Annotated in this window: 13 protein-coding genes; 7 read left to right on the top strand and 6 right to left on the bottom strand. The window is 71.6% G+C overall.

The genetic code is table 11. The annotated features are described in order from the left end of the window. Positions 1 to 188: 188 nt before the first annotated feature. On the bottom strand, positions 189 to 1,412 hold the full coding sequence (gene serB / locus ACH4OA_RS29215) for a phosphoserine phosphatase SerB (RefSeq protein ID WP_365878264.1): 1,224 nt from the start codon (positions 1,410 to 1,412) through the stop codon (positions 189 to 191). Positions 1,413 to 1,634: 222 nt separating this feature from the next. Here serB and ACH4OA_RS29210 point away from each other — a divergent pair, with 222 nt between their 5' ends. Then, positions 1,635 to 4,382 (top strand): FHA domain-containing protein, encoded by a 2,748-nt coding sequence (locus ACH4OA_RS29210; RefSeq protein ID WP_397972115.1) that lies wholly within the window; start codon positions 1,635 to 1,637, stop codon positions 4,380 to 4,382. Between the two features lie 106 nt (positions 4,383 to 4,488). Here the strand turns inward: ACH4OA_RS29210 and ACH4OA_RS29205 are convergent, their stop codons facing one another. Continuing rightward, on the bottom strand, positions 4,489 to 5,226 hold the full coding sequence (locus tag ACH4OA_RS29205; protein WP_397972112.1) for a transglycosylase SLT domain-containing protein: 738 nt from the start codon (positions 5,224 to 5,226) through the stop codon (positions 4,489 to 4,491). A gap of 457 nt (positions 5,227 to 5,683) precedes the next feature. Here ACH4OA_RS29205 and ACH4OA_RS29200 point away from each other — a divergent pair, with 457 nt between their 5' ends. Continuing rightward, on the top strand, positions 5,684 to 6,829 hold the full coding sequence (locus ACH4OA_RS29200) for a GAF domain-containing sensor histidine kinase (RefSeq protein ID WP_365881969.1): 1,146 nt from the start codon (positions 5,684 to 5,686) through the stop codon (positions 6,827 to 6,829). Further along, positions 6,822 to 7,463, top strand: a complete 642-nt coding sequence (locus ACH4OA_RS29195) for a response regulator (protein ID WP_397972109.1) — start codon at positions 6,822 to 6,824, stop codon at positions 7,461 to 7,463. The genes ACH4OA_RS29200 and ACH4OA_RS29195 overlap by 8 nt, the downstream gene beginning before the upstream one ends. 109 nt (positions 7,464 to 7,572) lie before the next feature. Here the strand turns inward: ACH4OA_RS29195 and ACH4OA_RS29190 are convergent, their stop codons facing one another. Next, positions 7,573 to 8,406: a hypothetical protein gene (locus ACH4OA_RS29190; protein WP_397941866.1), complete on the bottom strand. Its 834-nt coding sequence runs from the start codon at positions 8,404 to 8,406 to the stop codon at positions 7,573 to 7,575. Between the two features lie 149 nt (positions 8,407 to 8,555). On the opposite strand from ACH4OA_RS29190, the gene ACH4OA_RS29185 reads away from it, so the two are divergent. The 3 genes from ACH4OA_RS29185 to ACH4OA_RS29175 all read left to right on the top strand — a co-directional run bounded on the left by ACH4OA_RS29185 (position 8,556) and on the right by ACH4OA_RS29175 (position 10,931). Continuing rightward, entirely contained in the window at positions 8,556 to 9,353 is a 798-nt protein-coding gene (locus ACH4OA_RS29185; protein WP_365881974.1) for an ABC transporter ATP-binding protein, read from the top strand. A 58-nt stretch (positions 9,354 to 9,411) separates the two neighbouring features. Beyond that, the gene (locus ACH4OA_RS29180; protein ID WP_365881976.1) at positions 9,412 to 9,840 is read left to right on the top strand and encodes an NfeD family protein; all 429 of its coding nucleotides are present in this window, start codon (positions 9,412 to 9,414) and stop codon (positions 9,838 to 9,840) included. Between the two features lie 122 nt (positions 9,841 to 9,962). Continuing rightward, positions 9,963 to 10,931: an SPFH domain-containing protein gene (locus ACH4OA_RS29175; protein ID WP_365881978.1), complete on the top strand. Its 969-nt coding sequence runs from the start codon at positions 9,963 to 9,965 to the stop codon at positions 10,929 to 10,931. A gap of 107 nt (positions 10,932 to 11,038) precedes the next feature. Here the strand turns inward: ACH4OA_RS29175 and ACH4OA_RS29170 are convergent, their stop codons facing one another. The 3 genes from ACH4OA_RS29170 to ACH4OA_RS29160 form a co-directional block, all read right to left on the bottom strand. Continuing rightward, positions 11,039 to 11,545 carry an HNH endonuclease gene (locus tag ACH4OA_RS29170; RefSeq protein WP_365881980.1) on the bottom strand — a complete coding sequence of 169 codons (507 nt, stop codon included), beginning with the start codon at positions 11,543 to 11,545 and terminating at the stop codon, positions 11,039 to 11,041. Between the two features lie 167 nt (positions 11,546 to 11,712). Beyond that, positions 11,713 to 12,252, bottom strand: a complete 540-nt coding sequence (locus tag ACH4OA_RS29165) for a YbhB/YbcL family Raf kinase inhibitor-like protein (protein WP_365881982.1) — start codon at positions 12,250 to 12,252, stop codon at positions 11,713 to 11,715. Between the two features lie 41 nt (positions 12,253 to 12,293). Further along, complete coding sequence (locus ACH4OA_RS29160) at positions 12,294 to 13,076, bottom strand: sporulation protein (RefSeq protein ID WP_365881983.1); 783 nt, start codon at positions 13,074 to 13,076, stop codon at positions 12,294 to 12,296. Between the two features lie 100 nt (positions 13,077 to 13,176). Here ACH4OA_RS29160 and ACH4OA_RS29155 point away from each other — a divergent pair, with 100 nt between their 5' ends. Further along, positions 13,177 to 13,827: a DNA-3-methyladenine glycosylase gene (locus tag ACH4OA_RS29155; protein WP_397941869.1), complete on the top strand. Its 651-nt coding sequence runs from the start codon at positions 13,177 to 13,179 to the stop codon at positions 13,825 to 13,827. The last annotated feature ends 355 nt before the right edge of the window (positions 13,828 to 14,182 follow it).

The raw sequence follows: 14,182 nt of genomic DNA, 5'->3' as shown, positions 1-14,182 counted from the left end.
ACCTCACCGGGCGCCGGACCCTTCCGGCAGCCGGGCGCCGCGGGCACGACGGGCGCATGGGCGCGACGGGCGCCCCGGGTCTGACGGGCACCGCGGGTCTGACGGGCACCGCGGGTCTGACGAGGCCGGCGAAAGGGACCGGCCGTACGCGGGCCGGGCCGGTCTCGTCCGGCCCGGTCTGGTCCGGCTCAGCCCTCGTCGTGCGTGTCAGCGGCCTCCACCTCTTCCCGGGTGATGCCGAGGAGGTAGAGGACCGTGTCGAGGAAGGGGAAGTTCACCGCCGTGTGCGCCGCCTCCCGCACCACCGGCTTGGCGTTGAAGGCCACGCCCAGGCCGGCCGCGTTCAGCATGTCCAGGTCGTTGGCGCCGTCACCGATCGCCACCGTCTGCGACAGCGGCACCCCGGCCTCCGCGGCGAACCGGCGCAGCAGTCGCGCCTTGCCCGCCCGGTCCACGATCTCGCCGGTGACCCGGCCGGTCAGCCTGCCGTCGACGATCTCCAGCGTGTTGGCCTGCGCGAAGTCCAGACCCAGCCGCTCCTTCAGGTCGTCGGTGACCTGGGTGAAGCCGCCGGAGACGACCCCCACCTGGTAGCCGAGCCGCTTCAGGGTGCGGATCAGGGTGCGCGCGCCCGGCGTCAGCCGGACCTGCTCGCGCACCTTGTCCACCACGGACGCGTCCAGCCCCTCCAGCAGCTTCACGCGCGCGTGGAGCGACTGCTCGAAGTCCAGCTCCCCGCGCATCGCCGCGGCCGTCACCTCGGCGACCTGGTCCTCGCAGCCGGCGTGCGCCGCGAACAGCTCGATGACCTCGTCCTGGATCAGGGTCGAGTCCACGTCCATGACCACCAGCCGCTGGGCGCGCCGGTGCAGGCCCGCCGAGACCACGGCGACGTCGACACCCAGTGCCGCGGCGTCGGAGGCCAGGGCGGTGCGCAGCGGTTCGGTCTCCACGCCGGACACCGCGAACTCCACCGCTGTCACGGGGTACTTGGCGAGCCGGAAGATCCGGTCGATGTTGCCGCCGGCCTTAGCGATCCGCGAGGCGATCGCGGCCGTCGACTCGGCGGTGAGCGGATGGCCCAGCACGGTCACCAGGGAGCGTCCGAGGCCGCGCGGACGGTTGTCGCCGTGCCCGGAGATGATCTCCGCCTGCATCTTCATCGACTCGGCCCAGCTGTGCACGGTGGACCGCAGGTGGCCCTCCAGACCGGCCGGCGGCTGGGTCACCAGCGCGCACAGCACCAGCCGGCCCCGGGTGACGACCTGCTCGATGTCGACCACGTCGACGAGGTAGGCGGCGAGGGTGTCGAAGAGACCCGCCGTGATGCCCGGCCGGTCCTTGCCGAAGATCTTGACGAGGAGGGTGGGGACCTCGGGGGTCTGCGAAGCGGAGGTCTGCGAAGCGCTCATGGTGTCACCACCGTATCCGGCACCCAGTGCCTCCCGCCGCCGAGGTCCGCCAGACGGACACGGACCGGGGGCGGCGGCGCCGTCCGGAGCGCGTGCCGTAACGCAGGGCAAGGCCCGGGTTTCTGTCAGGGGGCGGAGCCTGAAATAGTTCCCCACGATGTTCGACATCCCTAGACTCCCCGCTTCGGGGGCAATTCGGGGGACAACTCAGTGGGGCATGGAGTGCCGGAACTCGTACTGGAATCACACGGACGGACCTGGACGCTCGACCCGTCCAGGCCCTATACCCTCGGCCGCGATCCGCAGGGTGACATCGTCTTCGACGACGCCAGGGTCTCCTGGCGGCACGCCACGGTCAGTTTCGACGGCCACGGATGGGTCGTGGAGGACCACGGCAGCACCAACGGCACGTTCGCCCAGGGCCGGCGGATCCAGCACCTGGAGATCGGCCCCGGTGTGGTGCTGCACCTCGGCAACGCGACCGACGGGCCGCGGCTGAACCTGTCGGCGGCCGCGGCACCGGCCGGCGGACCGGACCAGCACCCGCAGCAGGCGCCGTACGCGGCGCAGGGCGCCGGTGCGGCCGGCTGGCCCCAGCAGGCCATACCCGAGCAGGCCCCCGCCCACCAGCAGGCCGTGCCCCACCAGGCCCCCGCCCACCAGGCCCCGGCCCACCAGCAGGCCGTGCCCCACCAGGCCCCCGCCCACCAGGCCCCCGCGCATCAGCAGGCCGTGCCCCAGCAGCACGTTCCGCACCAGGCCCCGGCGCACCAGCAGGCTCCGCAGCCCCACCAGGTCCCGCAGGCCCAGCCGGCCCCGCAGGCGGGCTGGCACCAGGCCCCGCAGCCGCAGCCGCCCGCCTTCGCGCACCAGCACGGCGGTCCGGCCGGGCAGTACGCGCAGCAGACGCCCGGCGACGGCGCGGGGGCACCGCCGGTCTACGGCGACCGCAGCCCGACCACGTTCCACGAGTTCGCGCTCGGCCGCGTGATGCGCATCGGCCGTGCCCTGGAGAACGACCTGGTCGTCTCCGACCTGCAGGTCTCCCGGCAGCACGCCGAGTTCCACGCCACGCCCGACGGCCGCTTCGAGATCCGTGACCTCGGCTCGCACAACGGCACCTACGTCAACGGCCAGCCGATCGCGAAGGGCGGCTCGGCGCTGCTCGGCCCGAGCGACATCGTCGGCGTCGGCCACTCCGCCTTCCGGATCGTCGGCGACCGCCTCGAGGAGTTCGTCGACACCGGTGAGGTCTCCTTCTCGGCCCGCCATCTGACGGTCACCGTCGACGGCGGCAAGCAAATCCTCAAGGACGTCTCCTTCGGCGTACCCGAGAAGTCGCTGATCGCCGTGATCGGCCCGTCCGGATCCGGCAAGTCGACCCTGCTCAAGGCGCTCACCGGCTACCGGCCCGCCAACCAGGGCGAGGTGCTGTACGACAACCGGAACCTGTACAAGCAGTTCGCGGAGCTGCGCCAGCGCATCGGTCTGGTCCCGCAGGACGACATCCTGCACCGCGAGCTGACCGTGAAGAAGGCCCTGAAGTACGCGGCCAAGCTGCGCTTCCCGGCCGACACCACGGCGCAGGAGCGCGACGCCCGCATCGACGAGGTGCTGCGCGAGCTGAAGCTGGACATCCACAAGGACAAGAAGGTCACCTCGCTCTCCGGCGGCCAGCGCAAGCGCGTGTCGGTCGCCCTGGAGCTGCTGACCAAGCCGTCGCTGATCTTTCTGGACGAGCCGACGTCCGGGCTCGACCCGGGCATGGACCGGGACGTCATGCAGCTGCTGCGCGGCCTCGCCGACGACGGCCGCACGGTCCTCGTCGTCACCCACTCGGTGGCCGAGCTGGCGCTGTGCGACAAGCTGCTGGTGATGGCGCCGGGCGGCGCGGTCGCCTACTTCGGCCCGCCGGAGGAGGCGCTGAACTTCTTCGGCTACGACAGCTGGGCCGATGTCTTCTCGGCGTTCGAGAACTACCGCGACTACGACTGGGCGGGCCGCTGGAAGGGCTCGCAGCACTACCAGATGTACGCGGCGGAGATCGACGCCATCGCCCCCCAGGCCGTGCCCATGCCGGTGCCGCAGGCGCTGAAGCCGCCGAAGCCGCAGAGCTGGGGCTCGCAGCTGATGACCCTGGTCCGGCGCTATGTCTCCGTCATCGCCTCCGACAAGGGCTTCCTGGCGCTCACCGTGCTGCTGCCGGCGGTGATCGGCGCGGTCAGCCTGCTGATCCAGCACGACCACGGTCTGCTGCCGAACCCGCCCAACCGCAAGACCGGCCTGCCCGTCCCGAACGGCACCGCCACCACCGTCCTGCTGATCCTCGCCGTCGGCGCGTGCTTCGCGGGCGCCGCGAACTCGGTCCGTGAGCTGATCAAGGAGCGGGTGATCTACGAGCGGGAGCGCGCGACCGGGCTGTCCCGCTCGGCGTACCTGATGTCCAAGGTGGTCGTGCTCGGCGCCGTCACCATGTTCCAGGGCCTGCTGGTCGGCCTGATCGGCTTCGCCAGCCGCGAGATCCCCGGCAAGGGGCTGGTGCTGGGCGGGTCGACGCTGATCGAGCTGTGCCTGCCGGTCATGGCGCTCGGCTTCACCTCCATGATGGTGGGCCTGGTGATCTCCTCGCTGGTGAAGACCGCCGAGAAGACCATGCCGCTGCTCGTGATGTTCGCGATCGTCCAGGTCGTCTTCACGGGCTGCCTGTTCACCCTGCACGGCACGCCCGGCGTCAACGAGTTCTCGTACCTGATGCCGTCGCGCTGGGCGGTGGCCGCGGCCGGCACCACGCTGGACTTCAACGCCATCGCCCCGAACACCGACGACCCGGGCAGCACCGACCCGCTGTGGGACCACGCCGCCTCGGCCTGGGGTCTGGACATGGTCGCGCTGCTCGCGCTCGGCGCGGCCTGCGGCTTCTTCGTGTCCCGCTTCCTGCGCCGCCACGAGCCGGAGGTCATGCGCAAGTAGCCGGCACCGCCGTGCGCGCGCACGCGCCCGCAGGACGCCGAAGGGCGGCGCCCCGTCACGGGGTGCCGCCCTTCGGCGTTCGCGTCGCAGAGGTCCGCGCCAGGCCTCAGTACGCGCTGTTGACGTTGTCGATCGAGCCGTACCGGTGGGCCGCGTAGTTGGCGGCGGCGGTGATGTTGGCGACCGGGTCGTAGATGTTCCAGGAGGTGCCGGAGACGTGGTACGCGGTGAAGGTCGGCGGGATCACCTGGAGCAGGCCCTTGGACGGGATGCCGTTGACGGCGTTGACGTCCCAGTTGTTGATGGCGTACGGGTTGCCGGAGGACTCCCGCATGATGTTGCGGTGCAGTCCGCTGTAGCTGCCCGGGATGCCCTTGGCCTGCATGATGTCCAGGGCCTGGCGGATCCAGCCGTCGAGACCGTTGGCGTAGGTCTTCGCGGCGACCGGCTGGATCTGCAGCCGCTGCGTGGAGCGGGTGGCGGCCTGGGTGGCGGCGTGCTCGCGGGTGGCGGCCTGGGCGGCCTCCTTGGCCGCGGCGGCGTCGGCCGCCTTCTTGGCCACGGCGGCGTCGGCGGCCTTCTTCTGCGCCGCCAGGGTGTCCAGCTTGACGTTGGAGGTGGCGAGCTGGTCGGTGAGCGTGCCCTTGACGTTCTTCAGGGCCGTGCCGGAGGCGACCTGGGCGGTGGTGGCCGGGGCGCCGGTGGTGACGGTGCCGGCTCCGCCCGGGACGGCCGAGAAGGCCAGGGCGGCGGTGCCGAGGGCGGCGGCGCCGGCGACGGCGGCCAGCTTGTGCTGCTTGGTCAGCGGGCGACTGTGAGCACGGCTGAGGATGTTCTTGGGCATGGCTGATGGACCTCTTCGGATAGCGCGGAGGCCGCTCTCGCGTCCGCCGGGGGAATCGGCTCCTCCCGCACGAACGCCGCGGTGGGAGTCCGCGGCGCTGAGCGACGGTGCAATTCTTAGCGGGCGCAAAATCCCCAGGCAACGGTGTGACGTACGATCCCGCTTAGTGGATCAGGGAAGGGCAAAATAGGACAGACGGGACCGTCTATCCCGTTCATGTGGACGGGTCGTTCTCCTAAGCCCCTTCGTACGTGATGCAGGCCCTATGGGCGGGCTCACACCGGCCGCGGCGCCACCTCACCGCGTGTTGCCGTCGCAAAGCTCTGTGTGAGGGCCCTCCTCCGTGCGGAGGAGGGGGCGGCGCCGGACCTACGCCGTGCGGACCAGGACCAGCGGACCGGGCCCGGCGGGCGGCGGACCGATCCGGGGCGCCGGACCCCGCCGGTACCGTGAGGACATGAGTCACGGCCCCCGGTCCGGCCTCGCCGCGGTGAGTTCCGCGCTGCTGGCCATGAGCAGGCATCTGGAGGTGCGCGACGTCCTGAAGACGATCGTCGCCTCCGCCCGCGAACTGCTCGACGCGCGGTACGCCGCGCTCGGCGTCCCCGACGACCACGGAGGCTTCGCGCAGTTCGTCGTGGACGGCGTCGACGAGGAGCAGTGGCGTGCCATCGGCCCGCTCCCGCGCCAGCACGGCATCCTCGCCGCGATGCTGCACGAGGCGAAGACCCAGCGCCTCGCCGACGTGCGCGAGGACCCCCGCTTCGGCGGCTGGCCGGCCGCCCACCCCGAACTGGCCGACTTCCTGGGCCTGCCGATCAGGGACGGCGAGGAGGTCATCGGGGCCCTGTTCCTCGCCAACAAGCGCTGCGCCAGACCGGAGGGAGGCTGCGGCTTCACCCAGGACGACGAGGAACTGCTCGCCATCCTCGCCCAGCACGCGGCCATCGCCCTCACCAACGCCCGGCTCTACGAGCGCAGCCGCGAGCTGACCATCGCCGAGGAACGCTCCCGCCTCGCCCACGAGCTGCACGACGCGGTCAGCCAGAAGCTGTTCTCCCTGCGCCTGACCGCCCAGGCGGCGGCCGCGCTCGTCGACCGCGACCCCGCCCGCGCCAAGGACGAACTGCACCAGGTCGCCACGCTCGCCGCCGAGGCCGCCGACGAGCTGCGCGCCGCCGTCGTGGAGCTGCGGCCCGCCGCGCTGGACGAGGACGGCCTGCTCGCCACCCTGCGCACCCAGATACGGGTCCTGGACCGCGCCCACACCGCCCGCGTCACCTTCACCAGCAACGGCTTCCGCGCCCTGCCCGCCGCCCAGGAGGAGGCCCTGCTCCGGGTCGCCCAGGAAGCCCTGCACAACGCGCTGCGGCACTCCGGGGCGGCCCGGGTCGGGGTGAGCGTGGAGCGGCGCGGCGGCGGCGCCGTCCTGCGCGTCACTGACGACGGCCGCGGCTTCGACCCCACGGCCGTCCGCCGCGCCGGGCGCCACCTCGGCCTGGTCTCGATGCGGGACCGGGCGAGCGGGGTCGGCGGCGCGCTGAGCGTGGAGTCGGCGCCCGGCAAGGGCACCACGATCGAGATGGAGGTCCCCGGTGGCTGAACCCGTCAAGGTACTGCTGGTCGACGACCACCAGGTGGTCCGCCGGGGCCTGCGCACCTTCCTGGAGGTGCAGGACGACATCGAGGTCGTCGGCGAGGCCGCCGACGGCGCCGAGGGCGTCGCCCGCGCCGAGGAGCTGCGGCCCGACGTCGTCCTCATGGACGTCAAGATGCCGGGCATGGACGGCATCGACGCGCTGCGCAGACTGCGCGAACTCGGCAACCGGGCGCGCGTGCTGATCGTCACCAGCTTCACCGAGCAGCGCACGGTCGTCCCGGCCCTGCGCGCCGGCGCCGCCGGGTATGTCTACAAGGACGTGGACCCCGACGCCCTCGCCGGCGCCATCCGCTCCGTGCACGCCGGCCACGTCCTGCTCCAGCCGGAGGTCGCCGACGTCCTGCTCTCCCAGGAGGAGACGGGCGGCGGCCAGGGCCGGGGAGGCTCGCTCACCGAGCGGGAGCGCGAGGTGCTCGGCCTGATCGCGGACGGCCGCTCCAACCGCGAGATAGCCCGCGCCCTCGTCCTGTCCGAGAAGACCGTCAAGACGCACGTCTCCAACATCCTGATGAAGCTCGACCTCGCCGACCGCACCCAGGCCGCCCTGTGGGCCGTACGCCACGGCACGGCCGGCTGAGCGGCCCGGTCACCCGGCCAGAACGGCCGGCCCAGGCCACGCGCCGGTCCCGGGTCTCCCGGTCCCACCGGGAGACCCGCCCGGCCGGCCACCCGTCCGGAACGCGCGGTCAGCGCACCCCGCGTTCCCGCTCCTCCACATACGCGTTGTACGCCGCCACCTGCGCCCGCCGGGCCGTCCGCTCCACCGGTCTGAGCGCCTCGGCCCGCGCCGCCATCTCCGCGGAGCTGACCGCGCCCCCGTGCCCGGTGCCCTGCGCCAGCGACACCAGCAGCCGCACCCGCCGCGCCAGCTCCCACACCCGCACCGCGCGCGGCGGATAGCCCGGCGCCAGCACCTCCGGCCGCCCGTCCGCCACCCGGCCGCCCCCAGGGGAGCCGCCGCGCACCGCTCCGCCGGCCCGCGCCCGGTACGCCTCGATCGCCGCCTCCGCCACCGGCCCCGACGCGGCCACGTCCAGCTTCGACAGCACCTCGGTCGCCTCGCGCAGCGCCTCCGCCAGCTCCCGCTCGGCCTCGCCCAGCGACGGCACGTCGGCCGGCGGCGCCTCGCGCACCGGCAGCACCCGCCAGACCACCTCGGCGTGCACATCACCCTCGGGCCCGGCCTCGTACACCTCGGGCACCAGCCCGAACGCGGCACCGTGACAGACCACCGCCTCCCCGGCCTCCAGCGCCCGCGCGTTGAACTCCGGCGGACCGCTCAGCCCCAGCGGATGACCCGGCGCGGGCAGCGCCACCCGCAGCCCGGTCACCCCGAGCGTGCGCAGCCGCCCCAGCGCGAGCGTCAGCCCGACCGGCGCGGTCTCGCCGGGCAGCCCCTCCACCCGGTGCACCGCGTCCTCGTCCACGATGGCGAGCACGGCGTCGTCCGGAGAGACAAGTCCGGCCAAAAGGGCGTTTCCCCAAGCGGCAAGGCGTCCTGAACGCGGTTCCGAGAGCATGCCCCCACCCTAAGGACCGGACCGATGGAATGGAGCGCGGCACTCGTGGCGTAGATTTCATAAGGGCTGCGCCCACCGGCGCGGCGGACCCGAGCCACAGGCGTACGACAGCCGAGACCGGCCACACTGCAAGGGGAGACAACGCGCTCATGAGCGATGTTCTGGAGCTTCAGGACGTATCCGTGGTCCGCGAGGGCCGGGCTCTGGTGGACCAGGTCTCCTGGTCGGTGAAGGAGGGCGAGCGCTGGGTCATCCTCGGTCCCAACGGCGCCGGCAAGACCACCCTTCTGAACGTCGCCTCCAGCTACCTCTACCCCAGCAAGGGCACCGCCACCATCCTCGGCGAGACCCTCGGCAAGCCCGGCACCGACGTCTTCGAGCTGCGCCCCCGCATCGGCATGGCCGGCATGGCGATGGCCGACAAGCTGCCCAAGCGCCAGACCGTCCTGCAGACCGTCCTCACCGCCGCCTACGGCATGACCGCCGGCTGGCAGGAGGAGTACGAGGACGTCGACGAGCAGCGCGCCCGCGCCTTCCTCGACCGCCTCGGCATGAGCGACTACCTGGACCGCAGGTTCGGCACCCTCTCCGAGGGCGAGCGCAAGCGCACCCTGATCGCCCGCGCCCTGATGACCGACCCCGAGCTGCTCCTGCTGGACGAGCCCGCCGCCGGCCTCGACCTCGGCGGCCGCGAGGACCTCGTCCGCCGCCTCGGCCGCCTCGCCCGCGACCCCATCGCCCCCTCCATGATCATGGTCACGCACCACGTCGAGGAGATCGCCCCCGGCTTCTCCCACGTCCTCATGATCCGCCAGGGCAAGGTCCTCGCCGCCGGCCCCGTCGAGCTGGAGCTGACCAGCCGCAACCTCTCCCTCTGCTTCGGCCTGCCGCTCGTCGTCGAGCAGATCGGCGACCGCTGGACCGCCCAGGGCCTGCCCCTGTCCTGACCCCGCGCCCCGCCCGCGCGCCCTGTCCGCCGCCCGGCCACGGCCCTACCATGACCATGTGGACATCGACGCATGGGTGTGGTGGCTCGTCGGCGCGGCGGCGCTCGGAATTCCGCTCGTGGTCACCGCGATGCCGGAGTTCGGCATGCTCGCGGTGGGAGCCGTCGCGGCGGCGGTCGTCTCCGCCCTCGGCTTCGACGCGGTCATCCAGGTCCTCGCGTTCGTCGTCGTCTCCGTCGCCCTCATCGCCGTCGTCCGGCCCATCGCGGCCCGGCACGGCCGGCAGCGCCCCCAATTCGCCACCGGTATCGAGGCGCTGAAGGGCAGACAGGCCGTCGTACTGGAACGCGTCGACGGGTCCGGCGGCCGGATCAAGCTGGCCGGGGAGATCTGGTCGGCCCGCGCCCTCGACACCGGCCGCGCCTACGAGGTGGGCCAGGAGGTGGACGTCGTGGAGATCGAAGGGGCCACCGCGATCGTCCTGTGAGACAACTGGCCCGGAACAGCTCACGTGTTGCGCGACGGTCTGTCAGACTCGACCAGCAAGATCTTCGACACTCATGAGATCTGCCGAAGGCGCCGAAGCGGAGAAGGGTACGGGGAACGACGATGGAACCGGTCATCATCGTCTTGGTCATCCTGGTGGTGTTGGTCTTCATCGCCCTGATCAAGACGATCCAAGTGATCCCACAGGCGAGCGCGGCCATCGTCGAGCGTTTCGGCCGCTACACACGGACACTGAACGCGGGCCTCAACATCGTGGTCCCGTTCATCGACACCATCCGCAACCGCATCGACCTGCGGGAACAGGTCGTACCGTTCCCGCCGCAGCCGGTGATCACCCAGGACAACCTGGTCGTGAACATCGACACGGTCATCTACTACCAGGTCACCGACGCCCGGGCCGCCACCTACGAGGTCGCCAGCTACATCCAGGCGATCGAGCAGCTCACCGTCACCACCCTGCGCAACATCATCGGCGGCATGGACCTCGAACGGACCCTGACCTCCCGCGAGGAGATCAACGCGGCCCTGCGCGGCGTCCTGGACGAGGCCACCGGCAAGTGGGGCATCCGCGTCAACCGCGTCGAGCTGAAGGCCATCGAGCCGCCCACCTCCATCCAGGACTCGATGGAGAAGCAGATGCGAGCCGACCGGGACAAGCGCGCCACGATCCTCCAGGCCGAAGGCGTCCGGCAGTCCGAGATCCTGCGCGCCGAGGGCGAGAAGCAGTCCCAGATCCTGCGCGCCGAAGGCGAGGCCAAGGCGGCCGCGCTGCGTGCCGAGGGCGAGGCCCAGGCCGTCCGTACGGTCTTCGAGGCCATCCACGCCGGCGACCCGGACCAGAAGCTGCTCTCCTACCAGTACCTCCAGATGCTCCCCAAGATCGCCGAGGGCGACGCCAACAAGCTCTGGATCGTCCCCAGCGAGATCGGCGACGCCCTCAAGGGCCTGTCCGGCGCCATGGGCAACTTCGGTTCCCTGGGCGGAGGTTCCGGCAACAACGGCAACAACGGCGGCCCCGACAACGGCAACAACGGCGGCACGGAACGCCGGGAGAAGCCGCGCATCGACTGAAGCCCGGCCGCCCGCGCCCCCGCCGGGGGGTGCGGGCGACCGCGCGAGCGGCCCCAACGGCCCACGGCCCACCCCCGGAGGAACCCGGCAGCGCGTGCTACGCCGCGTTACGCCGCGTCCCGGGCGAGCCACCCGGGGAGCGCGGCGAAGTCCTCCCGTCCCAGCGCGAGCAGCATCGCATCGGCGGGCGTGGGCTCGAACGGCTCCCGCAGCAGAGCCATCCCCGCCTCCTGGGGAGTCCGGTCCGCCTTGCGGTGGTTGTCCTCCGCGCAGGCGGCCACCGTGTTCAGCCAGGTGTCCTGCCCGCCCCGCGACCGCGGCACGACGTGGTCCACGGTCGTCGCCCGGCGCCCGCAGTACGCGCACCGGTGCCGGTCCCGCACCAGCACCCCGCGCCGCGACCACGGCGCTTGTCTTCGGAACGGCACCCGTACGTACCGGCACAGCCGGATCACCCGGGGCGCGGGTATGTCCACCTCGGCACCGCGCATACGCAGTTCGGGATGGGTCTGCTCGACCACGGCCTTGTCCTGCAGCACCAGGACCACGGCTCGGTTCAGGGTCACCGTCGACAGCGGTTCGAAACTCGCGTTCAGGACCAACGTGTCACGCATCCAGCCCACCTCCGTGTGCGCCTGCCCGCCCCCCGGCGGGCTTCGGTCAACTCTGGACGGGCACGCCGAGATGGACAACGCAATAAAAACTGCCCGCCTCCGGTCACTTCCAAGACCGGAGACGGGCAAAACCTCGGTGAACCCCCGGCCGCGCCGGGCCGCCGTGGTCAGTCCTCGGCGGGGTTCTCGTACTCACCGATCAGCTGGGCGCGCGCGATCGTGTGGAACCGCAGGTTGAAGCCGACGACGGCCGGCGAGGCGTCCGCGTCCGGACCCAGCTTCTCCTGGTCCACCGCGTACACCGTGAAGACGTACCGGTGCGGGCCGTCACCGGGCGGCGGCGCGGCGCCGCCGAAGTCCTTCGTGCCGTAGTCGTTGCGCGCGTGCACGGCGCCCTCGGGCAGCCCCGCGAACGCACCGCCGCCCGCACCCGCCGGCAGCTCGGTCACCGAGGCGGGGATGTCGAACAGGACCCAGTGCCAGAACCCGCTGCCGGTCGGCGCGTCCGGGTCGTAGCAGGTCACGGCGAAGCTCTTGGTCTCCGCCGGGAAGCCCTCCCAGCGCAGCTGCGGCGAGGTGTTGCCCTCGGCCTGCACCTGGGCGCTCTTCAGCGTCGCGCCCTCCTGGACGTCCTCGCTCGTCACCGTGAACGACGGCACGGGCGGATGGAAGTCATGGGGGAGCGGCCGCCGCTTCTGCTCGGTCACCTCGGTACCTCCTGATCTTGATGCAACAGCGAGTACCGAGCCTAGAACCAGTTGCGCTTGCTGCCGACCTCGGACAGCCACTGGTTGAGGTAGGCCGCCCAGTCGGTCCCCTGCCAGTCGTTCAGACCCACCTGGAAGGACCGGTAGGTGTCCGAGCCCTCGCTGAACAGGCCCGGCTTCTTGTCCATCTCCAGGACGACGTCCATCGCGTGCTCGTCCGCCACGAAGCTCAGCTCGACCTGGTTCAGACCCCGGTACTGCGCCGGCGGGAAGAACTCGATCTCCTGGTAGAAGGGGAGCCGCTGCCGCGTCCCCCGGATGTGGCCGCGCTCCATGTCCGCGCTCTTGAAGCGGAAGCCCAGCTGGATGAAGGCGTCCAGCACGGCCTTCTGAGCCGGCAGCGGGTGCACGTTGACCGGGTCCAGGTCGCCCGAGTCCACCGCCCGCGCGATCGCCAGCTCGGTGGTGACACCGATGTGCATCCCGCGCAGCGCCTGCCCGTCGATCATGGTGACCGGCGTCTCCCAGGGAATCTCCAGCCCGAACGGCACCGCGTGCACGGCACCTGCCTGGAGTTCGAAGGCACCGCCCAGCCGCACCTTCGTGAACTCGATGTCCTGCTTGTACTCCTGGTCGCCGCTCTCCACCTCGACCTTGGCCTGTAGACCGACGGACAGCCCCTCGATGGCCTGGTTCACCGACCCGCCCTGGATCCGCACCTCACCCTGGACCACACCGCCCGGCACGACGTTGTCCTCGGTCAGCACCGTCTCGACCGACGCCCCGCCGGCCCCGAGGCTCGCGAGCAGCTTCTTGAACGCCATGACACTCCCTCTACGAATGAACCGTCGACCCGTACGAACGCGATCCGCCCGTGACCGGTTCCGCCGGCCCGGTACGCCGCCTGGGCTACCCTCGGAGGGCATGATCGCGCCTCCGGACCGTACGCCACTGCCCCGCAGCTTCTTCGACCGCCCGGTGCTGGAGGTCGCTCCCGATCTCCTCGGCCGCATCCTGGTCCGGACGACACCCGACGGCCCGATCGCCGTCCGCCTCACCGAGGTGGAGGCCTACGACGGACAGAACGACCCCGGCTCGCACGCCTACCGCGGCTGCACCGCGCGCAACGCGGTCATGTTCGGCCCGCCCGGACACGTGTACGTCTACTTCACCTACGGCATGTGGCACTGCATGAACCTGGTCTGCGGACCCGAGGGCCGGGCGAGCGCCGTGCTGCTGCGCGCGGGCGAGGTGGTGGAGGGCGCCGAGCTGGCCCGGCAGCGACGGCTTTCGGCCCGCAATGACAAGGAACTGGCCAAAGGTCCCGCCCGGCTGGCCACGGCACTGGGCGTCGACCGGGCACTGGACGGCACGGACGCGTGCGCCTTGGGCGAGACGCCGATGCGGATGCTGACCGGCACGCCGGTCCCCTCCGACCAGGTGCGCAGCGGCCCCCGGACCGGTGTCGCCGGCGAGGGCGGGAACGGCGACCTGCACCCGTGGCGCTACTGGGTGGCCGACGACCCGACCGTCAGTCCCTACCGCGCGCACGTGCCGAGGCGCCGCCGGGGTTGACTCGGGTCGGCGAGGTGCGTAATGTGGCCCGAGCCGCTGAACCGGGTACGGCTTTAGCCTGCAGCCGGAGCGGCCAACCCACTACCTTGGCTCCAGCCCCTCGACGGGGTCGTTTCTGACGCGTCCGCGCGCCCGAATGCGAACCCGCGGGACTCGATTATGAGTCTCCGGGGGAATCCGCTAAAGTAGTGAATGTCGAAAGGGCGGGCGGCGAAAGCCGAAAGCCCCAAGACAATCCCGCCGACAGGGAATCGGATCAAAAAAAGATCTGATAGAGTCGGAAACGCAAGACCGAAGGGAAGCAGCCCGGAGGAAAGCCCGAGAGGGTGAGTACAAAGGAAGCGACCGTTCCTTG

The organism is Streptomyces sp. NPDC017095, from assembly GCF_044332325.1.
Taxonomy (GTDB): Bacteria; Actinomycetota; Actinomycetes; order Streptomycetales; family Streptomycetaceae; genus Streptomyces.
The sequence above is the reverse complement of the archived record's forward strand: the minus strand, read 5'-3'. Positions and strand labels throughout refer to the sequence as shown.